This window comes from Palleniella muris (assembly GCF_004792655.1).
Taxonomy (GTDB): domain Bacteria; phylum Bacteroidota; class Bacteroidia; order Bacteroidales; family Bacteroidaceae; genus Prevotella; species Prevotella muris_A.
Map to the genome: position 1 here is coordinate 114,946 of NZ_SRZC01000001.1, position 25,089 is coordinate 140,034.

Genomic DNA, 25,089 nt, shown 5'->3' on the forward strand with positions numbered 1-25,089 from the left:
CACATCCTGCATCTGCAGAGTGCATTTCTTTTTCTGTTGTTCGGTCCCTGCTTATGGTTCTAACCAAGTTCAAGGGATATTTTCATGTTTTTCCTTATCTTCGTGTTTGGTGCAATGCTCTGGGTCTTTACCTTTCCTCTGCCCGTCAGCTGCACTTTCACTCCCCTGCTCTCAAGGATATAGACAGCATCGCGGGCTCCCATGCCGATGACATCCGGGACGAAATACTTTGACGGCGCGCCGCTTTTCACAAGACTTACGGATGCGGCGTTCTTCTGTGCCGTGCCCCAGATAGGGTTTCCGGTGGCATAAGAGCCTTTCCAACCGCCGCCGGTCTTCATGCCGAGGCGTGTCAGGACATAGTCCGCGGCAAGGATGTTGCCCTTCTTGACATCAGGGACAAGCACCGAAGTGGAGTCGCGCGCCGTCAGATGGTCGCGCTTCAGCTGATGAGCCATTATTCCTTCCGCTATGTCATGGAACACCACTCCGCACATTCCGCCACCGGAAGCAGGCAGACCAGTCTTCTTGAGACACACGATGCATGTGTACTGTGGGTCATCATAAGGGAAATAGCCGCAGAACGACAGCCAGTAGCGCACTGTACCCGACTTATAGGAACCGTGCTGGTCGGCAATCTGTGCCGTGCCTGTCTTGCCGGCGACACGGAAGGATTTGCTGCCGGCCTTCTTGCCGAGTCCCTTTGAAACGACACCTTCGAGTATCGCCTGTATCTTGTGGAGAGCCTCCTTGTTCTTATATGTCTTTTCGATAAGGCATACCGGCGGGAACTCCTTGATAGTCTGTCCGTCCTTCACAATCTCCTTGACGAAGCGCGGCTGCATGAAGCGTCCGTTGTTGGCTATGGAGTTATAGAACGCCACAGTGAATATCGGCGGTATCTGTGTCTCGTAGCCTATGGACATCCATGGCAAGGTTGTCTTTGACCAGTTGAGGTACTGCCCTTTCTTCTTAGCCGGTACAGGCTTGCGGATGATGGCATGCTTCTGCGCTCCGGGGAACGGAAGATCGAAGTTTATGCCCAGTCCGAGACTGTGAATCTTCTCCACGAACTTTTCAGGATGTTCATGGTATAACCCTCTGTCTATAAGGCGGCTGACACCGATGTTGCTGCTGTAGTGCAGCACCTGTGGCACTGTCATCACTCCGTAGCCTCCTCTGCGCCAGTTATGGTCACGCATCTCCCTGCCATACATCGGCCACACGCCGCCGCCTGTGTCAATGTTGTATGCGGCAGTGGTATCTATGAGCCCGTCATCAAGGGCGGCAAAGATTGATGCTGTCTTGAAAACGGAACCCGGTTCGACAAGGTCAGAAACGGCATTATTCTTCACCTCTCTGTAATAGTAGTTGCCATTGCTGTCCGTAAGGCGGCTCATGTTGACAAGAGCCTTTACGTCTCCCGTCTTGACCTCCATGACAATCACCACGCCAAGCTCACCGTTGTCCTTCTTCATCTCCTCTATCATGGCATGCTCGGCAAGGTCCTGAATGTTGACATCGAGCGTTGTGACAATGTCCGCGCCATGGACAGGCTCCTTGACCATGATGTCCAGGTACTTGTTGAGCACCTTGCGACGGTTGATAAGCCCTTTCTCTCCGCGGAGGACAGAGTCATAATACAGCTCCAGTCCGCAACGCGCGGAGTCTTTCAAGCCATACATCTCACCTATGGTTCTCGACGCAAGCAGTCCGTTGGGACGCGTACGGGCATTGTACTCCTCATAGTTGAAACCGCTGCGGAACCTTGGCAGGCGGAATATCGGCAGCTGGCGCACCTCGCAAAAGACATCATAGCTGACACGCTTGTTGATGATTCGCCAGTAGCGGCTCTGCTTCTCACGCCCCTCACGGAGATGCTGGCGGAACTCTTCCGCCGACACCTGCGGGAATATCTGGTTCAGACCGTAGCATATAGAGTCCTCCTTTTCCTCCCAAAGCGTGTCGGTCTGCGTTTCCCTCATCGTCTTGAAATCCACGAAAAGCATGTATTCCGGAAGGCTTGACGCGAGGAGCTGGCGGTCAGTGCTTAGTATGTTGCCGCGTGTCGGCTTGACAGGCACACTGTCAGCCTTCAGGCGGTCGGACACCTGAATCCAATAGTCTCGCTTCGCTGTCATGATATAGCCTGCGCGGCAGACTATCACCACAGCTATCAGGCACATGATCCATGCGAGGATGCGGTAACGCAACATCGAAGATTTATAATCGAATTTGCTCATTTCCGGTTGCTATTTGCTTTTGGGATAAAACTTGACAAAATAAAAATACAGCATTGCTTGCAGGCAAACCGGCTGCTTGTGGCATCATTCTCCGCATCGCATGCGGACTTGCCCGACGCAACAACATCCGTCGCAGCCTTACACATGCCTTGCCAATCATTGCTCCGGCACTTGTATGATAAAAGGCGGTTGGTCTGCAATGTGAAGGGTGCTGTCCCTGTTTTCCTTCAGGCGGTCAAAGACATGGCTCTGCCTTGAGATTTCCGTAAGGCGGCTTGACGTCGACAACGCCTTGTACTTCACATCCTTCAGTTCCTTTTTCAGTTTGTCTATCTCCAACAGACTTTTCTGGCAGCTGTAACGGTTGGAGATATAGAACACGACAAAGCATGCTATGAGAAGCATCAGCCAGACCTGGCGTCTGAGAATCTGCGCCGTAAAGAAATCGCCGCCAAGAATCTTTATCACGGAGATGTCATGCCCCTGTTTGGTGTCTTCCTCGTGGATTTCCTTCGCCAATGCCTCCCGGAAAGTAGGTTGCGGCTTCTGCAGCTCGGCTTTTTCCGCATCGCTTTCTGCCGTACCACGGTCACTCGCGGCACGACCTTTCTTCTGCGCGACAGGAGCGGCAGTGTCATCGGACACTGCCAGCTCCTCCTCGTTCGTTATGATAAGTTCGTCGTCTTTCATCTTTTCTCTGCAATACGCAGTTTCGCGCTGCGGCTTCTTGGGTTATTTGCCTGTTCTTCTTCCGTAGGGACTATTGGCTTGCTTGTCACTGTGGCATAAGGCGTTGTGACACGTCCGAAAAAGTCCTGTTCACGTTTTCCCTCGACGTTTCCCGCCTTCATGATGTTCTTCACCATACGGTCCTCCAACGAATGGTAGGTGATCACCACCAGCCTTCCTCCCGGACGGAGCACCTCGCCGGCAGCGAGGAGCATCTCTTTCAAGGCGTCCATCTCATGGTTCACCTCTATCCGGAGAGCCTGGAACAGTCGGGTGACATCCTTTTTTTCCCTTTCCCGAGGGAAGCACTTCTGCGTTGCGGCAAGCAAATCCTGAGTCGTAAGGATAGGCTTCTCAGCCCTTGCCCTGACAATGCTTGCTGCAATCTTGCGCGACTGCTTAAGCTCACCGTAGAGATAGATGATGTCCGCAAGGCGGCTTTCGTCGTATTCGTTGACTATGTCGGCAGCCGTCTTCCCTCCACGCTTGTTCATGCGCATGTCAAGCGGTGCATCGAAACGGAACGAGAAGCCGCGGCTCTCGTCGTCAAAATGGTGGCTTGAGACACCGAGGTCGGCAAGAATCCCGTCCACGCCGTCCACGCCGTAGTACCTCATCCAGTTCTTCAAATACCGGAAATTCGAGCGCACGAAAGTCCAGCGGTCGTCACCGGCAAGCCGTATACCGTCCTCACGCGTCACTTCGGCGTTTTTTTCGGCATCGGCATCCTGGTCAAAAGAGAAGAGCCTGCCCCTCTCATCCAAACGGGAGAATATCTCCCTCGAATGACCTCCGCCACCAAACGTGACATCAACGAAAACACCGCCTTCGCCGATGGCCAAACCATCGACACTCTCCTTTAGGAGAACCGGCACATGATATGTCTGATTATCGTTCTGCAACTGTCTTGTTATTCTATTGCGGTTTTGGAGTACAAAGTTACGAAATTTTCTCTATTCCACACCATTTTTACACAAACTTTTTCGTAAAAATATTTTCTTTCTTAAAATATGTGTTTTTTTTACTCAAAAAGAGACAAAAACAAAATAATATCATTACCTTTGCACAGCATTATGTGTACAAACAAAACCATTGATATAGACAGCCTGCTGAGAAGCAAAATGGGGGACAAGGCAAACATGGTGCCACGCTTCCTTGCCAACTGGCTGAAACGCATCCTCCACGAGGACGAGGTAAACGCATTCCTTTGGGAGAGCCGCAACGAGAAGGGAGTCCCATGGCTGCAGCGCTGTGTGGAATACCTTGGCATGGACCTGCAAGTCGAAGGAATGGAGAATCTTCCGCCCGCCAACGACGGACGGAAGTATACGTTTGTGTCCAACCATCCGCTTGGGGGCATCGACGGAGTGGCTCTTGGAGCACTGATAGGCAAGCACTATGACGGGAACTTCTCCTATCTCGTCCGCGACGAACTGATGTTCCTGCCGGGACTCGCGCCTCTCTGCATCCCAATCAACAAGACCGGCAAGCAGAGCCGCGCATTCCCTGCAATGGTGGAGGCGGGCTTCGCCTCGGACAAACATATGCTCATGTTCCCTGCCGGACTGTGCTCGCGACGGCAAAAAGACGGCACGATACGCGACATCCCTTGGACAAAGACTTTCGTAGCGAAGTCTATAGAGACCCACCGCGACATCATCCCCATACATTTCGGCGGACAGAACTCTGACAAGTTCTACCGCATCGCTAACCTTTGCAAGGCTCTGCACATCAAATTCAACATCGCAATGCTGTTCCTTGTCGATGAAATGTACAAAAACCGCAACAAGACTTTCCGCATAACAATCGGCAAGCCAATCCCCTGGCAGTCACTCGACAAGTCGAGAACACCGATGGAATGGGCAAAAACGATACAGGACAAGGTCTACAATTTACAGAAATAGACAAATACACTTGTACACTGCCGAGTACACATAGTACACTTGCAAAGTACACAAAATACACATCACACATACAATTTTCTACGATTTCATCGACAAAAAGAACACACAAAGACCAACAACCCACAACCATAACAAAAGAACATGGAACAACCAATAATCGCACCAGTGCCAAAAGAACTGTTGAAGAGCGAACTGACAGAGGAACGCCAGCTGCGCCTTACAAACAAAAGCCACAACAGGATTTACATCATCACCGCACACAACGCACCGCACACGATGCGCGAGATAGGCCGTTTGCGTGAGGAGGCGTTCCGCGCCGCCGGCGGTGGAACGGGCAAGGAATGCGACATCGATGAATTTGACATCTGCGAGAACTGCTACAAGCAGCTCATCGTATGGAACCCTGAAGAGGAGGAGATTATCGGAGGCTACAGGTTCCTGGAGGGTGAGGACTGGGAAATGGACGAGAACGGGCAGCCCGTACTCGCGACAAGCCACATGTTCCACTTCTCGGAGAAGTTCCTGAAGGAGTACAAAGACCAGACGGTGGAACTCGGAAGGTCGTTTGTCACACTCGGCTACCAGAGTTCCGAGAAGGGCGCGAAGAGCATCTTTGCACTCGACAACCTGTGGGACGGACTCGGAGCAATCACCGTTGTGAACCCCAAACTGAAGTATTATTTCGGAAAAATGACGATGTATCCGTCATATATCCGTCGCGGAAGGGACATGATTCTGTACTTCCTGAAGCAGTTCTTCGGTGACAAGGAAGCATTGATTTTACCGATAAAACCGCTAAAAATTGACACTCCCGACTCGGAATTCGAGAATCTTTTCAATGCTCCGACGTTCAAGGAGAACTACCGAATCCTTAACCGTGAGATTCGCTCACTGGGCTACAACATCCCACCGCTTATCAACGCCTACATGAATCTGTCGCCGACAATGAAACTCTTCGGCACAGCCATCAACTACGGCTTCGGCGATGTGGAGGAGACGGGCATACTCATTGCCGTCGATGAGATATTCGAGCAGAAGCGTTTGCGCCACATCGACTCTTTCATAAAGGAGCATCCTGAGTGCCGCACCATCACTTCCGGCGCCAACAAAGTCATCTACGAGGACAAGTCACAGCCTTCCGCCGAGGATTTCAAGGACGTGGACTAAAGGGAGCGCAAGAGAAATACACTCGAGCATCCGCCTTACAGTTGCAAAGAAAGAGTTTGCACTACACTACAAAGGCACTATGCGCAAACATAACAAACATAACCCTTTCAACATGAAGAAACTATCAATTTTCCTTGCAGCGTTGGCAGTCGGAATGGCAGCATACGCGCAAAATGCGCAAGAACTTGCGTTCGTCACAAAGAATAATGTAAACATGCGTGCCACACCGTCCACACAAGGGAAAATCGTGGGAAAGGCGAAAGAGGGCATGGTCTTTTATGCAGAAGCGGCAAACAACGGCTGGAGACAGGTAAAAAGCCCTACGGGAGAGAAGGCATACATCAGCGCGACTATGCTTGACAACCTCCGCCCGGAGGAAATAAAGGTCTACAAAGCCACAGATATCCTGAAAACACAGCAAGAGGTTGACGACGCAATGACAGCCGGATACACTGTGACAAAACAAGGAAAGAACTGGGAACAGGAGGAGACATGGGTGTTCATCGGCGACAAAACAGGAAAAAGCAACAAAGTGAAGGCGACATATACTACCAAATACGCCAACACAACCGGACTCGCACGCGCAAACGAGACAAACTATGTAGGCACAGTCAACGGATGGTACATACTGCTCACCGGCACAATAGACTACAATGGCAAGGTGGAGAAGTGTGAAACTCCTATTGTAGTATACCCTGCTTTCTCAGCAAACAGCGGAGTGTTTGTAGACGGAAACTATTTCCCTGACATGAGCGACACATCCAACTGGGGCGACTAAAAAAAAACACTTCTCCCAATAGCAGAGACAGAGAAACTGCGCTGTCCTGCAAGGAATACAAAAAAAAACGAGTCAAATATAGACGGAAAAGGCTGCCACCCGAAATTCGGATGGCAGCCTTCCATTATATATAACACTACCATTGGTCAGCGCACGACAATCTTGCATTTCTCAACATTCTTGCCGCCTTCGCTCATCATAACAACATACACTCCCGGTGACAAGCGTGATGTGTCAACGCCAACGGATTCCGTGCCGGGGACGACATTTATCTTCTGGCACTCCATGCCATTGCCGCCGATGACCTTGATTGCACGAGGGCTGTCGCTTGCGTCAAAACTAACATTAACAAGAGTGTTGCGCCTTGCCACTTTAGGAGAGACAGAGAAACGCTCCGGCATAGCGACCTTGGTAAGGCTTGAACGCAACTTGTCAACTTTGTAGAATTCATTGCCCACCGTAAGATAGTTGTTATCCCCAATTGTGTAAAAATCAACCTCCCAATCATATTCAGACACTCTTGCGCCCGTTCTTAAAGAACAGACCTCAGTACCTTTATCATTGACAACCTTAATTCCAACAACGGCATATCCGTCTATAGCATACTTCTCATCACCGGTGGGTTCAATATATTCCCAATTTCCTTTTTCTACAATGGGAACAATGTATTCATAGTTGTCATCATCATTGAAAAATGTCTGCGTTAGAAGTGCCGGATGATCATCTATTGCAGCTGAAGGATTATCATAATAAGGCTCTGCCGGATATGATGTTATATCACTAACGCCAAGATCGGAAGATCTCCAAGAACCATCATCCTCCAGAAAATATAGAGTTATAGTACGCTCAAAACGCCCATATGGGGCAACAAACTCCTTTATAACAGATAAATTGTTATCAAAAATAGTGATTTCTGTTTGAGATTCTTTCTCGTTCGTCACAAAAGTATAAATTATCGGGTTGTCATTTGCCGCCAGCGAAGGAGAAGTAAGATACAAATAACTCTTCTCACCCAATGACACGCTTGGTTTCTCGCTGATTTGCGCATTAATACTCTGTACAAGGAATAAAGATGCACATAAAAACAAGATTTTTTTCATAATCATGTAAATTTTGGTTAGTAATTTATATTCATAATTCTCTAATATAGCATGAATTGACAAAAAAAAGAATCCTCCCTCTTTTTCCATTACAAAATTACTATAAAAACAGAAAAGTGCCAATTACCCCCCCATTTTTGTTTTACTTATCCTTTTTTAACAGCAATTAGCAGTAGGACGGTTTTTCAACATTGGACAGACCGGGAAAAACATTGGGCAAACTTTCTAACCTGCCCTCCGGGTTTCAGAGACCTATAACGCAGGAAAGATCAAACAAAGCAAAACTATCTTCCAATACTTTTGAAAACATACCATTACAAACAGTAAAACAAAAGGTAACGGTTCGCCAAACGAATCGTTACCTTTTACCTTATAAAGTGTTACGAATTGCAAGACAAAGTGTTACGAATTGCAAGACAAAGTGTTACGAATTACACCATAACCCGTAACACACTAACAATCAATCAGTTTTGAGTCACAATTTTCTTTATTTCCTCACGCAGGCCGTCAGCAGTGATTGCCGTGCCACAGATAGTGCCGTCGGGAGCGATGACGAAGAACGCGGGAATCCAACGAAGCTGCCAATTCTTGAATGTCGGGTCTTCACGCGTCTTCTTCAGGTTGCTGATTTGCGGCCATGGGAAACGCTCTTTCCTCAGCATGTTCTTCCATGCATCAGCCTGGAAATCAAAGCTGAAACTGAGCCATTTCATCGGTTTTCCGTTCGGTTTCATGCCCTTTGTCTCTTCATAAAGTGCCTTCAGGGCAGGAATCTCACGACGGCAGTCGCCGCACCATGTAGCCCAGAAATCCACGACGACATACGAACCTTTGAACGATTCGAGGGTTGTGACAACGCCGAGCGTGTCCTTTCCCGACAATTCCGGAGCCTTGTCACCGGCTTTCAGTGTGGGAAGATACTTTGCAAGTTCCTCCGCCGTCGGCACGAATTTGTCTTGTGCAACTGCCGAAAAGGCGGAAACGAGGAATAAAGTGGTAAGCAATAAAATCTTTTTCATACGTTTTTATTTTGTTTTTTATAGTAAGACAGAATAGATTTGCGAAAATATGCAAGCGCATTGTCCATGGTTTTCCAATTACCCAATGACTACGTTTTTGTATAATTCCCATGTTCTACAGTAACCGCCACACTTTGCATGGAGATGTTGACAATAAAGCATGAGTGTTTCCGCAAATCAATTTTGTTTGACTATATATCAAAAAAAACTGTTTGTTAATAACTTTTTCAATGCCTTTTGTTATGGCATCACCAGATGATACACACCTCCGGCATAGGGTCTTACCAAGCCTTTCATCTCCAGTTCAAAGAGCATGGCGATAACCTTGTTTATCGGCAAACCGCTCTTCACAGACAAAGCACCCGTCTGACAGTCACCCTCTTTCAGGATGTCGACGAGCTTCCGCTGCTCAGGAGAAAGGTCCGGGAACATCTCAAGCTGCACACCTTTCTTGCGTTCCTCCGCCTGCCGTTGTGCCGTCTGCCACCCGAGGGCCTCGACAATGTCATTGGCAGAGGTGAGCAGAGACGCTTTGTTGTCACGGATAAGTGCGTTGCAGCCCTCAGAAGAGGCATCACCGACACGCCCGGGGAACGCGAACACATCACGTCCGTAGTCGTTTGCGATGCGTGCAGTGACAAGACTTCCGCCGTGAGCTTTGGACTCTGCCACGACAGTGCAATCACCCAACCCTGCCACAATGCGGTTGCGGCGCAAGAAATTCGGTCTGTCGCAGCGCGTCCCCGAAGGATATTCGCTGACCACACCGCCATGGGCAAGCATCTCCGCAGCTATGGAGCGGTGGGATGCGGGATACATTGTGTCCAAGCCATGAGCGACAACGCCCACCGTTTCCGCACCATTCGCCAATGCAGACTTATGGGCGCAGACATCTATGCCATAAGCCAATCCGCTGAAAACCACCACATCGGGCACCAGCGACTTCAGGTCGCGGACAAGACGGCTGACACAGTCCTGCCCGTAGGCAGTGTTTTGGCGCGTGCCTACAATGGAGACCGTATGGGACGCATTAAGGTCGGCATTGCCAAGGGAAAACAGCACGACAGGCGCGTCAATGCAGTCACGGAGACGCTGCGGATAGCTCTCATCGTCGAAAGTATGGATGCTGACACCCTTTTTCGCACACCATTCCACCTCCTTTTCCGCCCATTGCAACGCCTCTTTCCAGTCGGAACGCAGCAGCGAGCATAGGGTTTCCGACGCCTCACTGTCCACTTGGCGTATGTCCATGCGGTTGTCGTACAGCTCCGCCATTGCCCCTGCAGCAAGGCAAAGGCGCATGGCAGCCTGCGGATGGTTGAAGGTCAGTCGCTGGAATGCAAGTGATTTATGGACATTGTCATTCATTCAGATACTTCTCAAAAGCCTTGTTGCACACTTCACTCTCGCCAAGTCGTCCGTTTACCAGGCAGACAACATCCACCTGTCCGCGGAAACAGAGCGTGTCATTCTCCCGTATGCCCTCGCCGTTTGTGCGTAGGCGGTAGATGTCGTGAAGGAAGATGTAACGCAATCCCTCCTTCTTCAGGCGCACACAAGAGCGGAACTCGTCGTCAGGACAAAGGGAGGTCTTGTACTGAAGGTTCATGCGTGCCACGACAAAGTCCTCACCTTTCTTGTGCATTTCGGAGAAGGAGATTCCGCAATGCTGCAGGAAAAGGTGGCGCGTGTGCTCTGTGTAGTGCAGATAGTTGGCGTTGTTGACGATGCCCTGGATGTCGCATTCGTAGTCGCGCACCTGCATGATTGTCTCGTAATGGTAGTTCATTATGTTATGATGTTTGTTCTATTATGTGTGAAAGTTCCTCCATGTTGTTTGCCACAATTATGTAGTCAGCCCAATGACCGCGCACCATGCCGTTGTCCTGCATGAAGTCAAGCAGTGCGATTGTCGTGTCCCAAAAGCCGCGAACGTTGTAGAGGACCACCTTCTTGTTGTGGAAACCAATCGTGTTTCCTCCCGCCTGAGTGAATATTTCGTCAAGGGTCCCTATGCCGCCGGGCAGTGCTATGGCGATGTCCGACTGTGCAATCATCAGTTCCTTGCGGTCATCAAGACCGTTTGTGGGTATGTAGACATCGATGTTGTCCGACACTCGCCCACTCTGTTCCAATGCGCGTGGTACCATACCGACAGTTCTTCCGCCATGGGCGTGCACCGTGTCGCCGATGCATCCCATGAGTCCGCAGTTGCCACCGCCCCATACGAGCGTGTGGTTGTTGGCAGCCATCCATTCGCCAAGACGGCGTGTGGCTTCGTAATATTCCCCGGCAATGTTGTTGTTTGCCGAACAGTATACCGCTATTTTCATTCTTGTGTTTTTTGATTCAGGTATTCGTAGCCGAAGCGGCAGTTAAGGCAATCCCTTCGGTCACAGTATTGTTTCTTGAGTTGTATGAGTGCCTGCGAGTCGCCGGCAGAGCGCACGTCAAGCCCTACGTCACGCCACATTCTTGTGATGTTGTTGTTCTCCGGAGGAAGTTCCTCAAGCAGATTAAGCGCACGCTCACACAAATGTTCTTTCACGAAACTTTTTCCATAGGCGAAAAGCATCGGTATGGCACAGTTTATCATAAGGAGGTTGACGCTGTTCTTTGACAATCCCTGTCCAAGAAGTTTCCCAAGACTTTCTGTTGTCTCGCAGGCAAGGAGCTGTGACAGTGAGGTGCGGCTCTCATGGAAAAGGAGTGCAAGCTGCCGTATGCGCACATCGGGGAAGTTCTGTGGGCGCATGCGCATGAACCGCCATGCCGGTGCGCATCGCCGGCTGCCGTCAGGGAGAGTGTCGTACACCACCGGTGAGACCGAGAACTTCCGGCAAAGGTAGTCGTATTCCTGCTGCATGCGCGGATTATCCTTTATCAGTCCGGCATGCCCGAGGAAGAGTGCCTCCACCTGAAGAAGGTCATCGCGGTGGTGGGCGACAGCCTTCAGTGGCAGTGTCATGGCCCATTGTTCAAGGGCTTCTGTGTTTGAGCCGAATCCGAAACTGCGTGCGAGGGACACGAAATAGGCATGTTCCCAATCGCCGTCAAGCTGTTGGAGGTACTCACTGACAGCGGCAGTCTTCTGCATAAGGCGTTCTGTCTGCAGAGAAGCCATCCATGAGTGTATCTTCAAAGACGTAAGATTGGGGATGTTCTTATAGCAAGGAGGATAACTGTCCACACTCAGCAGTTCTTCATAGTTCTCTCGAACGTGCGCGAGTACATCTAAAATAAACTCCGGCAGTTCACGTCCGCTGCTCGTAACAGCCTTTCTGTCGCTGGAAGCCCGGGAGACAACATGCAAGATGACATTATTGTAAGCCTCATCCTTGTCGTGCTTGTGAGCGAACCAATCCTTTGCTGCAATATGCATTTCAACATTCCCTGCCCACAACTCCCCACCTATCCTGACCTTCGCATTGAAGAAGTCCGGACCGGAACCGGAGTTATGGAGCCCGGAGTCCGCGATTTCCAATTCCCTGCCGTCAGTTGTCATGAGCCTGCCCTCAGGAAAAATCCTGTGTTTCCAGCAATAATGCAACAGTTTTTCCATTATTAAAAACTTAAAAGTGTTATGTATTGCTGCAAAGTTCGTCATTTTCCGACAATTTCGCAACTTTTTCCTAATTTTTCTTCACTTTCGCTTGGTAATTAAAAAAAAGTATGTATCTTTGCAGTGTGCTTTATTATTAAAGTATTCCACTTATTTAAATATTATCAATTATGAAAAAAATCGCAATGTTTGTTGCTGCCGCTGCGATAGCAGCTTCAGCAAACGCACAGAGAACTGTGGTTACAGCTTCAAAAGCTTCTGACAACATCTATGTAGGTGTTAATGCCGGTGTAGCAGCTCCTACCACACACCACTCTGTATTCGGAAACCTCTCTCCGGAACTTGGCGTACGTATTGGCAAGAACTTTACGACCGTATTCGGTGTTGCAGTTGATGCTACAATGCATTTCTCTTCTATGCCATCCGAGTTCAACACAAAAACATGGGTAGACAACACAAACATCTCCCTTCTCGGTACAGCAAACCTCTCCAACCTCTTCGCAGGATACAAAGGTGAGCCACGCACATTCGAGGTAATCGCTCTCGGCGGTTTCGGATGGGGACACCAGTTCAAAGGATATTATGGCAAGAGCAACGCCCTCACATCCAAGGTTGCCCTTGACTTCGCTCTCAACCTCGGCAAGGACAAAGCATGGCAGGTTTACCTTGAGCCAGCCATCACTTATGGCCTTCAGGGATATGCAGAGGGCGAGCCAGCTGACAACAACTTCAAGTATGACATCAACCGTTCTGGCGTGTCTCTTAAGCTTGGTGTGAACTACAAGTTCGGCAACTCCAACGGCACACACAACTTCGCAGTAGAGCAGGTTCGCGACCAGGCTGAGATTGACGCACTCAACGCACAAATCAACGCTGCACGTGCAGAGGCTGACGCTGCCAAGTCTGCCGCTTCAAGAAAAGACGCTGAAATCGCTCGTCTGAAGAAGGCTCTCTCTGACTGCGAGAACAAGCCGGCTCCTGTAGTAGAGACAAAGGCTGCTAACCTCCAGCCATCTGTAGTATTCGCTCAGGGCAAGTCTGTTGTCGAGAGATCACAGATGTCTAACGTTGAGATGATTGCTAAGTACATGAAGAACAATCCTAACGCTAAGATAAAGATTTCTGGCTACGCATCACCAGAAGGCTCTAAGGAATTCAACCAGAAGCTCTCCGAGAAGCGTGCAGCTGCCGTTAAGGATGTCCTCGTTAAGAAGTACAAGATTGCTGCTGACCGTATTGCAACAGAAGGTCTTGGCGCAACAGACAAACTCTTCGACGAAGTTGAGTTCAACCGTGTTGCTCTCTTCAACGACACAACAAAGTAAAATAAACTAATTCTTTTGTGTAGAGGGTTTCTTTATAGTAAAGAGACCCTCTATACTTAATTTAGAGGAGCCTCGTCTTCGGGGCTCCTTTTTTAGGCGGATTCTAAAAGTCAGGAAAAAACTACAAATGACAGGCAAAAACAATCAGCAAGAAACACGCAACCTGCCTGTCATCTTTTTTAAAAGAAACAAAAGGCAAGGCAAAAGAATCCAACCTAAAAAAACACAATAATAAAAAAAATCTTGGTTTTTAGAATCTTACTACCAATATGGCAAACTTTGAAGAATTAGGTGTCAACGACACCATCAGGAAAGCTATCGACGAACTTGGCTTCGTCCAACCGATGCCTGTACAGGAGGCTGTAATACCAAAGCTCCTCAACGAAGGCAGCGACATCATCGCACTGGCACAGACAGGAACAGGAAAGACTGCCGCATTCGGCCTTCCTCTGCTGCAACGCATTGACCTCACCACACGCCAGACACAAGCCGTGGTGATGTCCCCAACAAGAGAACTGTGCCTCCAAATCAGTGATGACCTCAAGGATTTCGGCAAATACATGGAAGGGCTTCGCGTCACCGCCGTCTACGGAGGTGCGCCTATCGACTCGCAAATACGACAACTGAAGAAAGGCTCACAGGTCATCGTTGCCACACCGGGACGCCTTGTCGACCTCATAGAGCGAGGAGTGGCAGACATATCCACCGCCACGACAATCGTGCTTGACGAGGCAGACGAAATGCTTAACATGGGATTTGCTGACAGCATAAATGCCATATTCGAACAGCTCACCGCCAACCACCGCACACTGCTCTTCTCCGCGACAATGTCAAAAGATGTGGAGAAAGTGGCAAAGAACTATCTCCATGACTATGAGGAGGTTGTCGTCGGTTCACGTAATGAAGGCGCGGAGAATGTTGACCACACATTCTATATGGTCACAGCAAAACAGAAATATCTCGCCTTGAAGCGCATTGTCGATTTTTATCCTAAAATCTACGGCATAATATTCTGCCGAACAAAACTCGAGACGCAGGAAATTGCCGACAAACTCATCAAGGACGGCTACAATGCAGAGTCTCTCCACGGCGACCTCTCACAGCCGCAACGTGACCAGACTATGCAGAAGTTCCGTCAGCATACCGTGCAGCTGCTTGTCGCAACTGATGTGGCAGCACGCGGACTTGACGTCAACGACCTCACTCACGTCATAAACTATGGCATGCCTGACGACACAGAGTCCTACACCCACCGCTCCGGACGAACAGGACGCGCAGGAAAGACAGGTTCTTCAATAGCTATCATCCACAGCCGTGAACAGCACAAAATCCATGCCGTAGAGAAAATCATACAGAAGAAATTCATAAAGGGTGCTCTCCCTACCCCACAGGAAATCTGCAAGAAACAGCTCTTCCGCGTCATGGACCACATAACGAAAGTTGATGTCGACGATGAGACAATCAACCCGTTCATGGAAGAGATACAGCGCCATTTCGAGTATTTCGACAAAGAGGACATCATAAAGAAGATTGTCATGATGGAGTTCAGCAAGTTCCTCGAATACTATGCTGACGAACCGGACATTGAAGAAGTAAGCGAGACAAAGAAAGGCAAGAACCGCGACGGACGCCGCCGTGACCGTGACGGACGCGACCGCGGACCAGAACACAAGGCGGAGAAGGGCTACACACGCCTTTTCATCAATCTCGGCAAGGCAGAGGGCTTCTATCCGGGAGAAATCATGCAGTTTGTCAACCAGCATGTATCAGGAAAAGGCAAAGGAGGACAGGGCAAACGCCAGGAAGTCGGGCACATCGACCTAATGTCTCACTATTGCTTCATAGAAGTACCGGAACGGGACGCCGACAATGTCATGGGCGCACTTGACGGAACAACCTACCACGGGCGTCAGGTACGCTGCAACGCTGAGGACGACGGCAAACCGGAAGGGGCATTCAATGCTCCTGTCAACCGTTGGAGCAGAGGTGACGACCGCTTCAGCCGTTCCAAGAGACGCCGCCGCGATGACGGCAAACCGTTCATGAAGCCGTCAAAGAAAAAGAACCGGCAGGCAGGGGAATTCACGGCCGACGACTGGCTTTCACTCATGCAGGACAACAAGAACTTCAAGTTCCATGACGACGAGCCTGACTTCTCAGAAGAGGGTTGGGCACGCAGAAAACCTAAAAAGAACAAGAAAAAGTAAAATCAGTTCCCACTTTCGCGCATTGCGCGAAAGTGGGAGACTTTAGGTTGGTGTATCATGATTCAACATGACGCAACAAGATGCTGATGCAACATGATTAATCATGACACATCCCCCAAAAACACAACTCACATGAAAATAGGGAATATTGAATTAGGAGAACGCCCTCTGTTCCTTGCTCCCATGGAGGACGTCACGGACATCGGCTTCCGCCGCCTGTGCAAGCAGCAAGGAGCAGCGATGGTCTATTCGGAGTTTGTCGCCGCAGAAGCCCTCGTACGCTCTGTCAAGTCCACGGTCGAGAAACTCACAATCGCCGAAGATGAACGTCCCGTAGGCATACAAATCTATGGCAGAGACGCCGATGCCGTCGTTGAAGCGGCAAAGATTGTGGAGGCAGAGGCACATCCTGACGTCATAGACCTTAACTTCGGCTGCCCTGTAAAGAAGGTGGCGGGCAAAGGGGCAGGCGCAGGAATGCTCCGCAACATACCGTTGATGCTTGACATCACCTCCAAGGTCGTGAAAGCCGTCAGCACTCCCGTCACAGCCAAGACACGCCTCGGGTGGGATCACGAGAACCTGATCATCACAACTCTTGCCGAGCAACTGCAGGACTGCGGCATACAGGCACTGACAATCCATGGCAGGACACGCTCACAGATGTACACAGGTGAGGCAGACTGGACTCTTATCGGTGAGGTGAAAAGCAACCCTCGCATTCACATCCCTATCATCGGCAATGGTGACATCACTTCCCTTGCAGAAGCTGATGCAGCATTCGACAGATACGGTGTCGACGCCGTAATGGTCGGCAGAGCGACTTTCGGCTGCCCATGGTTCTTCAACAAAAAGGAACTGTCCCTCGAAGAAAAATTCCATCTCCTGCGGGAACAGCTGCGCATAAACATCGAACGCATCGACGAACGTCGCGGAATACTACATACACGCCGCCACCTCGCTGCCACACCTATATTTAAAGGTATACCGGACTTCCGGCAGACACGCATCGCCATGCTGCGCGCAAACACTCTTGACGAGCTACTCCCTATCCTCGACGAAGCCGAACAGCGCATCCGCGATATGCAGACCGCAAATCCGCAAACTGACAACTGCTGAGAACAATGACAGAAGACAACTGTTGCACAATAAAAAGCCGTAGCAATGGACATAAAAGGTTACCTTTAGTTAATTAACCTTAACAATTAACAGATTTCCTCATCTTGTCTTCTGTCTTTCAGCTTTTTGTTGTACCTTTGCACTCGCTTTTACGCAATGGCGCGTTCGTATATCGGTTAGTACCCAAGATTTTCATTCTTGTAAGAGGGGTTCGACTCCCCTACGCGCTACCACTCATAATATCATGTATCGCCGCAGTTGATGCGGCGTTTTGGTACATGAGGGTTTCAACTAATCCGCCCAGGGCAGCCTCAACGACGGCGCAAGACCCATAGGCTATTACTCACACAATCAAAATCATTAACAACAATGGCAAATCACAAGTCATCAGAGAAGAGAATCCGTCAGACCAAGACCAAGACTCTCCACAACAAGTACTACGCTAAGACTATGCGTAACGCTGTACGAAAGCTCCGCGCAACAACAGACAAGGCAGAGGCAACAGAAATGCTTCCTAAGGTTCAGAAGATGCTCGACAAGCTCGCAAAGCAGAACATCATCCACAAGAACAAAGCTGCCAACATCAAGTCAAGCATCGCTCTCCACATAAACTCTCTCTAAGAGCCTGCTTGCTGAAGGCAATGACACAGCCGTGGCGTACAGCCACATACAACAATACGCAAGACCACTGCCGGACAACGGCAAGTGGTCTTTTTTTATGCCCTAACTTATTTAGCTCAGCACGAATCTTCCTGAATCCGCATCCCATCATGACTTCTCATACGGATTCAGAAGATTTATTTTTTAGTATGGTAAACATGCCAAAGAACACTGTAATCAATATATCCAACATCTCTTTTGGTTCTGATTACAATGCAAAGGTACAACATTTCACAAGCGATTCCAAATCTTATGGGGATACAAATAGGGGTACAACAATCCAGCCGGCATATACCTGGCATTAATAAAACAAAGTTCCACACGCAGACTTCCATCTGCTTGTGGAACTTGAAATCCATATGTCACTTAAACATACTGACCAATGATTTAGCCACACTTGCGATTTCTCACTTTATCAATGAACAAAAAGCACAGATAAGCCAACCAAAATATCGCATGCCCCTTGCCGCCAAAGAAAAAAAACATTGAACACCCCAAGGCCACCTATCAGCATATCCAGGTAATTCGGTTTATATTCCGCAGAATAATCAACCACGGATATTATGAAAAGAGCAACCAATAGGAGGAAAAAAGCACAATGGTGGCATTATACACAATGTTGCCAATTGGAGCCACAGGCAACATTGCCAATGACAGCTTGCAGAGTCTTGATAAGACAGGATACCATTTCAGATGCACAGAGTTTGCTAATCGAATGCAAAGGTAAAACTATAATCTTCAACCGCTACGTGGCAGTTCGTGGCACTGAGCTTACAAATCGCAACCTTTGAAGACACCGTTTTGAGTTTTGACACACCCTATTCATTTATGTATATCATTCATGCTTCCTATTCCAACAACTTTACGACATACGTGTTATTATGCCTTACGATTTGGAAAGGAGTGATGGACGACTTGCCACGCCTCAGTCCTGTGCATATAAGGTTCTTACGGGCAGGAAGCAGATATTCATGCCTGCTTCCTGTCCTGCGGTCTATCCTTACGAAGGTGTACACCTTGCGCCGTACATCACTGGTCCACCCTCCGTGAAGGACAATGCAGCACAGTTCCTTGCCGCTAATCTGCATGTCAACAATCTGCCTGTTGAAATATTTCTTGAAAGCATCAGCGTATTCATACGTATAGAACAAGGCAGAATCGCCTGACGGAAGCGTTGAAGCGTTGAAGTCAAAGACATCATATACTGATTCTCTGCCGGATTCCACCACACAGACCTTGCCGGAGAATCCGTCAGTATATGCAGTCTCATCTCCATTGGCTGTGACAAAAGGCAAATTGAAATAATAGCCCGTCTTCGTCCTGCGTGCCTCCTCTGAGAGATTTCCGTACCTTCTTGCGAGTTTGCCGTCCGCCAGGCGGAAATCTGCCATATACGGATGCCCGTAGTCATAATATTCGTCACGGAAAGGATTCCTGCGTTCGTCATCCCTGTAATCTTCCGCCTCATACTCCATAGGCCATGTAAGCTGCTGGCAGCCAAGGGTGACATGACCTCCTGCCACGGCAAACTGGAAATGCTTGTAGAAATACTCTTCATTGAATATATTGAAATCCAAAGGGCAGAGCCTGTCCGCAGAAGGTTCCCCGCCGAGAACACGGGCTATTATGCAAGGCTGGTTGAAGATTCCTATCCTGCTTTTCAGACTGTCCGTGAAAATGATTTTTGGTATGGAATATGACATGTACAGTGTATCCCTGTCCACACCGGCATTGCACAGAAGATAGAACAGCATGCCGTTTCTCTCATAATTGGCTTTCATGGAGTCGGAGACTTCTATGAAGGTATTCTTCACATCTTCCTGCACACCGGCAAGCTGGCGGAATACGAACCTTTTCTGTTCCTCTTCAAAAACAAACACTTCGTTCAGAATGTCATCAGGGATGCAGAGCCATCTGCCGTTCCATACAGGGGCGCGGTCCACCTTGCACAACGGAATGTCACATCCGTCAAGCGTAAATGTCTTCTCCTCTCTGAAACGCTCAAAAGCAGATGTGTCCGGATTTTCCACATACTCTTCGGACGACAACTGCTCATAAGTCTTGTAGGGCACAGGCTCCGTGCGTGCAATCAGCTGGTCAACAAACTCCGGGCAGAGTTCTGTAAAATCACCACCAGTTATCAGACGGCCGTCACGGCTTATCTTCAGGACATTGGAACCGTCCAAAGGAATATTGTTGAAACTGAATATTCTGCTGTACGCCTCAGTAGTGTCATTTATATAATAGTCAGCCAAATACCCTTTCATCCTGTTATAATAACCGGATACATTAGCATCCCTGCCGACACTTATAAGCGTAAATTTCCTGCCGCGCTCATTCAGCCACTTCCTGAAAAGCTTGAACCCGGCTTCACATCTCGGACAGTTGCCTGGCCTGTACATAAACGCATAGATGGTGTCCTCCTCTATGCCGTTATCCCAAATGAATTCGCGCAGAAGGCTGTCTGTGCCAGCCTTCTGCCGAATTTGCAGATAATTGTTCTCCATGTCATACATCAGATTGGAGGTCTGGGCCTCAGATGCACAGACAGAAAAGAACAACAGTAAAATACTAATCGTTGATTTCCGGAAGTACATCATCAAAATCAAGCTTTAAGTCCTCAGCCTCTTTGACACACATCTCTTGCTTTGCGACATTACCGTTCTCGTCCAGCCATGTTGTCTCTACCATGGCAACGTCGTCACTGAACATCTTTGTAGAAATCGTGCCACATTTCCTGATTGTTGCACCTTTGCAGGGATTGTTGGCGTTTGAACTGGCTTTCGAACCGTAAAATGTCGTCACTTGCTCGTTGCCATTGCCATTACTTGACAGCAAGCTTGGCTGCGTATTCACTTCTTGCGCATACAAAGATGTGGACATTGCAATAAACATTGCTCCAAATAAAATCTTCTTCATAATTGTAATTTTGTTTAGAATTATCACCGTACCGATTTTCGAATACGGACAAACGACAGATGCCGGCTTCTCTCGTTATGTTTTGCTTGAAATATTATCTTTTTATACTTCTACCTTCCCTTCAAGCACATACTGCTCAAAGACAAAGCGTATGATATACTCCCCAATCAAGTCTGCCAGCAACTGGCAACTTGTCTCTGAGGCAGAAACGTACCGGCTGAAAACAACCTCCTCCGTCGCAGCGTCCACTACTTCAAACGTGCAGTCGCTTGCAAATGCGGGGAAAGAGATGGTGTTGCCTTCGAGATATGCCGTTGGCTTGCGTGCCGGTGCTCGCTTGATATCCCCTGTGTAGCGTGTAATGTCATCGTATGAGCATGTCAAATCTATCCGCACTACATCTTCATAGGAATCCAACGTTTCATTGTGGGCAACAGAGCCGATGCTCCACAAAACACAGGAAATTGCAATAATTAGTTTTTTCATGTTTCTGACTGTTTTTTTTAGTTTCACTTTGGAATTCCGCTTGCAAAAGTACAAACATTTTTCAGAAACAAAGATTTTTTGAGGTACAATTTGTACACTGCTTTTTTTGACACAGCGTACAAAGTGTTATTATATAGCGTGTTACATCAAAAAGTACATTTTGTACACTGCACGCTATAATCTGTAAATATTCTTCCTGAATGTTGCAGAGCCACTTTGGTGGAACAGTTTTTCGTTAAGGCGGCTGCGCATGTTTGAGGCGCGTTGCTTGGTTATTTCCATCAGGAGGAATATTTCGGAAGGGTCAAAACCTAACCTTGTGAGCAAGCAAAAGCGCAACTATACAGGCCGCTGAGCGAAAGGTTACGGCTTGCATGACAAAAGGCCACACTTTATACGGCAAAAGGTCACCTTTCATGATGCGAAAGGTGACCTTTTGTCATACGCCTTATAACAGGCTGATTTATAAGTTAATAGGAATCAACTGGCGGACAGGGTCTGGCAGCTGCGTTTCCCGCAGGCTTATCTTCCGGTGTTTCTCACTGGCTTGTTGCGCTGCGCTCTGCCCTTGTGGTGCATCAGACGGTTCTTCGTCTGCTTCTCCAGCTCGTAGACACGCTTGACTTGCTTCTGGGTCAGGAACTTGCTGTACTCCGCATAGTATTTCCTGCGTATGTCAAGAATCTTCTGGCTGTGCTCAAAACCAGCCTTAAGTTTCTGCTCCGCCTCCGCCTCCGTCATTTCGGCAGCATTACGGCGTGCACCCTTTTCACGTTTGGGGCTGATTGCCCATACTTCCTTCTGGCACTCCCCGTAGGTCTTCACAAAGCGGCTTGCCGTAGCATCGTCCATTGCCATTGCCTCGGCTATGTGCCTTGCCTGCTTCTCCGCAAGCTGCTCGCGCGTCATGGCAACCCTCTTCTGCATCTCTTTTTTTTCACTTTCGCCACGTTTAGCGGCATTCATCGCCCGCTTCTTCCTCTCCACACGCTCCTCAGGTGCCATGCGCTGCTTGTCGTTGTCCTGAGCTTTTGTCTCCACACTGCATGCTATCACTGCAACGGCAAGCAGGAAAAATCTGAAAAAATGTTTCATAATCCGGTTGTTTTTATTTGTTATTATAATGGTTATTCCTCCATGAACACATCCTCCTGGTACACCGAAAGCATGTACATCTGGTCCTCGGGGCTGAGGTTGCAGAAAGCCTTCTCGACCTCCGCAAAGTCCGTGTGCCGGGGCTCATACCCGCCTGTGGAGAGCACGAAGGCAAGCACCACGGAGGCAACGGCTGTGGCTGCCATGCCAGCCTTGACGCGCCGGGAGAGGCGGAAACCCCGTTTTTCTTCCGTCCTGCGGCACGCTACACTATTGAGGACATTATCCTCCATCTCCTTGAAAAAGCCGTCAGGAACGGTATAAGGCATCCTTTTGCCTACCTTGTCAAAATCAAATCTGTCCTTCATCATTGTATGTATGTTTATCCGTGATTATTCATGTACTCTGTTATCCTGCCTTTTGCAAGGTGGTAGTTGGACTTTGCTGCCGACGGAGTGGACTCCATGACGGCGGCAATCTCGTCATAGTCCATCTCGTCATAGTACCGCAGGTTGAACGCTATCTGCTGCTTCTCCGGCAGGGAGAGTATAGCTTTCTGCAGCATCACCGCCTCCAGGTCGCTGTAGTCGACATAGTCGGAGGCCGGAATCCCTGCCACGGCAGTCCCTGCATTCTCAAGCGGCAATGTCTCCGTGCGGCAGCGGGAAAGGAGGCGCAATGCCTCGTTTGTGGCAATCCTGTAAATCCATGCCTTCAGCGAGTCTTTTCCCTCAAACCGCGAGAAAGAGCGGAACACTCTCACAAATGTCTCCTGCACCGCGTCCTGCGCATCATCATGCGCCACGACAAGGCGGCGTATGTGCCAATAGACCGGCTCCTTGTACTTCGTCATCAGCATCCTGAAGCCTCTGTCGGGAGCCGCCTGCATCGCAAGGATTATGTCTTTATCGTCCATTTGATTAATTTTTCGGAGGGTTTCTGTATATATAAACCCGCAAAGTCCCCAAAAGTAAAATCCGAAAATGATTTTTTACATTTCTTAAAGATTCTTTATCTCTCGAAGAAAACAGGCATCAGAGGTTTGGTCGAACAACCATAAAAACAGCGGCAGCATATTCCAAAACAGAATATGCTGCCGCTGTATAGGCGTCAATAAAATGCTTTTATCACCGTCCGAGCCAAGACTCTGGATTCAGTTTCGATGTGCCTCGGCGTAACTGGAACTGCAGGATATTGTCCTTGCCTACAAGACCGAGCTGCTGCCTTGCAGAGACTTTCTGCCCGCGCGATACGCTTACGTTGCGCAAGTTGCAGTAGACGGAGATGTACTGGCCGTGGCGCACCATGACCACCATCTGCCCTCCGTAGCCGAAAACGGCACTAACCTCGCCGTCGTATATGGCACGTGCGGCGCATCCAGAAGAGCCGAGGATGTTTATACCCTTATTGTCAAGGTGCACATTAGGCAGACCTTCGACGGTGTACTGCCCGTAATGGCTCACTATGCGGTAACCACCGGTGATTGGAACCGGCAGTCGCCCGCGGTTCTTCTCAAACCCACCACTGACAAGACGGTCGGCAGAACTCATCCTGAGCGCAGGCTCCGCCTCTTTCTTGGCTTCTGCCACAGCCTTCTCAGAGCGTTCTTTCTCCGCCTTCGCCTTGCGCTCTGCAGCCACGCGCTCTGCCTCTGCCTCACGCGCAGCCTGTTCGGCACGCGCCTTGGCAGCAGCATCTTTCTTTGCTGCCTCACGCGCCAAAGCCTTAGCTTTCTCCTCACGATTACGCGCTTCGGCTATGCGCCGTGCATTCTCCTCAGCCTTTCTGGCAGCCTCAGCCTGCTTGCGCGCAAGTTCCTCTGCAGCCCTTTTCCTTGCCGCAGCCTCTTCTTCGGCACGCTTCTTGGCTTCTGCCTCGGCACGCAGGCGGGCACGTTCCACCTCCTTGGCTATCTCAGCGTCAATCTGGGCATTAAGGGCAGCATCCTTCTTCTTCTGCTCGTCGATGACGCTCTGTATCACTTTCTGCTGCTTCTGCAGCTTTCCGACAAGGGCTTGCTGCTCGGCATGCTTACCCTGCAGTGCCGCCTGTTCTTTCTTTCCTTTGTAAAGCAGATTGCTCTTCTCGCTCTTGACAGCAACAAGCTGCTCCTGCTTCTTGTTTATCTGCTGCTGTTTCAGTTTCACCTGCTCACCCTGGACTTTCTGGTACGAGGCATATTCACGCAGGAAACGCAGACGGCGGTACATCTGTGTCATGGATTTTGCGGAGAAGATGAACATCAACTGGTCCTGAACCGAATTATGGCGGTTCATGTAGCGCATTGCCTTGACATACCGGTGGCGGCGCTCCTGAAGTTGAAGGTTGAGCGTTGAGAGCTGGCTCTCAAGGATGTCTATGTTGCCCTGTATGCTGCGGATGTCGTTATTGATGCTGTCGATGCTGCGGCGGCGAGTCTCTATGTCACCGGAGATAATCATCAGGTCGTGGAGCTTCTTCTTCACGTCCGCCTTGTTGCGTCGCAGGGCAGCCTCCTGCGCCCTGATTTGCTTCTGCAATGCCACACGCTTGTTTTGCAGTCCCTTTATGGAAGAGTTTGTCGGTGCAGCCTTTTTTGTCTTCGACCGTGCTGTCTTCTTGGTGTTTTTTCCTTGCGGACGCTTTTTTGCAGTGGTTGTCGTGGTCTTTTTCCTTGCCGTTCCGTTCCGCTGCTGTGCAGGAATGCCGAGGCAGACGAGCATTGCAAGGATGATAAGTATGTGTCTCTTCATTGTCAGTCTGTGGTACTGTCAGTGGTATGGTCTTACGGGGTGGA

Annotated in this window: 24 protein-coding genes and 1 tRNA gene; 9 read left to right on the plus strand and 16 right to left on the minus strand. The window is 49.3% G+C overall.

Annotated features, from left to right (window positions below; translation table 11 throughout):
• Positions 1-59: 59 nt before the first annotated feature.
• Positions 60-2,243 (minus strand): penicillin-binding protein, encoded by a 2,184-nt coding sequence (locus E5358_RS00435; RefSeq protein WP_135938405.1) that lies wholly within the window; start codon positions 2,241-2,243, stop codon positions 60-62.
• Positions 2,244-2,296: 53 nt separating this feature from the next.
• Here E5358_RS00435 and E5358_RS15205 point away from each other — a divergent pair, with 53 nt between their 5' ends.
• Positions 2,297-2,422: a hypothetical protein gene (locus E5358_RS15205; RefSeq protein WP_277821106.1), complete on the plus strand. Its 126-nt coding sequence runs from the start codon at positions 2,297-2,299 to the stop codon at positions 2,420-2,422.
• On the opposite strand, the gene E5358_RS00440 is transcribed toward E5358_RS15205, so the two are convergent.
• Together E5358_RS00440 and rsmH are read right to left on the minus strand one after the other, a co-directional pair.
• The gene (locus tag E5358_RS00440; RefSeq protein ID WP_135938406.1) at positions 2,400-2,933 is read right to left on the minus strand and encodes an FtsL-like putative cell division protein; all 534 of its coding nucleotides are present in this window, start codon (positions 2,931-2,933) and stop codon (positions 2,400-2,402) included. The genes E5358_RS15205 and E5358_RS00440 overlap by 23 nt on opposite strands.
• Positions 2,930-3,874, minus strand: a complete 945-nt coding sequence (rsmH, locus tag E5358_RS00445; protein ID WP_135938407.1) for a 16S rRNA (cytosine(1402)-N(4))-methyltransferase RsmH — start codon at positions 3,872-3,874, stop codon at positions 2,930-2,932. Before rsmH ends, E5358_RS00440 begins: the two co-directional genes overlap by 4 nt.
• A 171-nt stretch (positions 3,875-4,045) precedes the next feature.
• On the opposite strand from rsmH, the gene glsA reads away from it, so the two are divergent.
• From glsA to E5358_RS00460, 3 genes are all read left to right on the plus strand, one after another.
• Entirely contained in the window at positions 4,046-4,876 is an 831-nt protein-coding gene (gene glsA, locus E5358_RS00450; protein WP_135938408.1) for a lyso-glycine lipid O-acyltransferase GlsA, read from the plus strand.
• 141 nt (positions 4,877-5,017) lie between these two features.
• Positions 5,018-6,043 carry a glycine N(alpha)-acyltransferase GlsB gene (glsB, locus tag E5358_RS00455; protein ID WP_135938409.1) on the plus strand — a complete coding sequence of 342 codons (1,026 nt, stop codon included), beginning with the start codon at positions 5,018-5,020 and terminating at the stop codon, positions 6,041-6,043.
• Positions 6,044-6,155: 112 nt separating this feature from the next.
• Complete coding sequence (locus E5358_RS00460) at positions 6,156-6,821, plus strand: SH3 domain-containing protein (RefSeq protein WP_168354543.1); 666 nt, start codon at positions 6,156-6,158, stop codon at positions 6,819-6,821.
• 146 nt (positions 6,822-6,967) lie between these two features.
• Here E5358_RS00460 and E5358_RS00465 read toward each other — a convergent pair whose 3' ends face one another.
• The 6 genes from E5358_RS00465 to E5358_RS00490 all read right to left on the minus strand — a co-directional run bounded on the left by E5358_RS00465 (position 6,968) and on the right by E5358_RS00490 (position 12,502).
• The gene (locus E5358_RS00465; protein ID WP_135938411.1) at positions 6,968-8,011 is read right to left on the minus strand and encodes a T9SS type A sorting domain-containing protein; all 1,044 of its coding nucleotides are present in this window, start codon (positions 8,009-8,011) and stop codon (positions 6,968-6,970) included.
• 374 nt (positions 8,012-8,385) lie between these two features.
• A complete protein-coding gene (locus E5358_RS00470) occupies positions 8,386-8,940 on the minus strand; it encodes a TlpA family protein disulfide reductase (RefSeq protein WP_135938412.1) in 555 nt (184 codons plus the stop codon).
• A 240-nt stretch (positions 8,941-9,180) separates the two neighbouring features.
• Complete coding sequence (gene dprA, locus E5358_RS00475) at positions 9,181-10,308, minus strand: DNA-processing protein DprA (RefSeq protein ID WP_277821107.1); 1,128 nt, start codon at positions 10,306-10,308, stop codon at positions 9,181-9,183.
• The gene (locus tag E5358_RS00480; RefSeq protein ID WP_135938413.1) at positions 10,301-10,732 is read right to left on the minus strand and encodes an acyl-CoA thioesterase; all 432 of its coding nucleotides are present in this window, start codon (positions 10,730-10,732) and stop codon (positions 10,301-10,303) included. The genes dprA and E5358_RS00480 overlap by 8 nt, the downstream gene beginning before the upstream one ends.
• A 1-nt stretch (position 10,733) precedes the next feature.
• Entirely contained in the window at positions 10,734-11,273 is a 540-nt protein-coding gene (locus E5358_RS00485; RefSeq protein ID WP_135938414.1) for an LOG family protein, read from the minus strand.
• Positions 11,270-12,502, minus strand: a complete 1,233-nt coding sequence (locus E5358_RS00490; RefSeq protein WP_135938415.1) for a DUF2851 family protein — start codon at positions 12,500-12,502, stop codon at positions 11,270-11,272. The genes E5358_RS00485 and E5358_RS00490 overlap by 4 nt, the downstream gene beginning before the upstream one ends.
• Positions 12,503-12,672: 170 nt before the next feature.
• Here E5358_RS00490 and E5358_RS00495 point away from each other — a divergent pair, with 170 nt between their 5' ends.
• The 5 genes from E5358_RS00495 to rpsT all read left to right on the plus strand — a co-directional run bounded on the left by E5358_RS00495 (position 12,673) and on the right by rpsT (position 17,774).
• Positions 12,673-13,827 (plus strand): OmpA family protein, encoded by a 1,155-nt coding sequence (locus E5358_RS00495; protein ID WP_135938416.1) that lies wholly within the window; start codon positions 12,673-12,675, stop codon positions 13,825-13,827.
• 269 nt (positions 13,828-14,096) lie between these two features.
• Entirely contained in the window at positions 14,097-16,034 is a 1,938-nt protein-coding gene (locus E5358_RS00500; protein WP_135938417.1) for a DEAD/DEAH box helicase, read from the plus strand.
• Positions 16,035-16,166: 132 nt separating this feature from the next.
• Complete coding sequence (locus E5358_RS00505; protein ID WP_135938418.1) at positions 16,167-17,153, plus strand: tRNA dihydrouridine synthase; 987 nt, start codon at positions 16,167-16,169, stop codon at positions 17,151-17,153.
• A gap of 158 nt (positions 17,154-17,311) precedes the next feature.
• Positions 17,312-17,386, plus strand: a tRNA-Glu gene (locus tag E5358_RS00510).
• A 136-nt stretch (positions 17,387-17,522) separates the two neighbouring features.
• On the plus strand, positions 17,523-17,774 hold the full coding sequence (gene rpsT, locus E5358_RS00515; RefSeq protein ID WP_135938419.1) for a 30S ribosomal protein S20: 252 nt from the start codon (positions 17,523-17,525) through the stop codon (positions 17,772-17,774).
• 887 nt (positions 17,775-18,661) lie between these two features.
• On the opposite strand, the gene E5358_RS00520 is transcribed toward rpsT, so the two are convergent.
• The 7 genes from E5358_RS00520 to E5358_RS00550 form a co-directional block, all read right to left on the minus strand.
• Entirely contained in the window at positions 18,662-20,320 is a 1,659-nt protein-coding gene (locus E5358_RS00520; RefSeq protein ID WP_135938420.1) for a hypothetical protein, read from the minus strand.
• A gap of 64 nt (positions 20,321-20,384) precedes the next feature.
• The gene (locus E5358_RS00525) at positions 20,385-20,732 is read right to left on the minus strand and encodes a hypothetical protein (protein ID WP_135938421.1); all 348 of its coding nucleotides are present in this window, start codon (positions 20,730-20,732) and stop codon (positions 20,385-20,387) included.
• A 102-nt stretch (positions 20,733-20,834) separates the two neighbouring features.
• The gene (locus E5358_RS00530) at positions 20,835-21,218 is read right to left on the minus strand and encodes a hypothetical protein (RefSeq protein ID WP_135938422.1); all 384 of its coding nucleotides are present in this window, start codon (positions 21,216-21,218) and stop codon (positions 20,835-20,837) included.
• Positions 21,219-21,740: 522 nt separating this feature from the next.
• Positions 21,741-22,313, minus strand: a complete 573-nt coding sequence (locus E5358_RS00535; RefSeq protein ID WP_135938423.1) for a hypothetical protein — start codon at positions 22,311-22,313, stop codon at positions 21,741-21,743.
• 32 nt (positions 22,314-22,345) lie between these two features.
• On the minus strand, positions 22,346-22,684 hold the full coding sequence (locus tag E5358_RS00540) for a hypothetical protein (RefSeq protein WP_135938424.1): 339 nt from the start codon (positions 22,682-22,684) through the stop codon (positions 22,346-22,348).
• An 11-nt stretch (positions 22,685-22,695) separates the two neighbouring features.
• The gene (locus E5358_RS00545) at positions 22,696-23,229 is read right to left on the minus strand and encodes an RNA polymerase sigma factor (protein ID WP_135938425.1); all 534 of its coding nucleotides are present in this window, start codon (positions 23,227-23,229) and stop codon (positions 22,696-22,698) included.
• A gap of 211 nt (positions 23,230-23,440) precedes the next feature.
• Positions 23,441-25,045, minus strand: a complete 1,605-nt coding sequence (locus E5358_RS00550; protein WP_135938426.1) for a murein hydrolase activator EnvC family protein — start codon at positions 25,043-25,045, stop codon at positions 23,441-23,443.
• Positions 25,046-25,089: the final 44 nt, after the last annotated feature.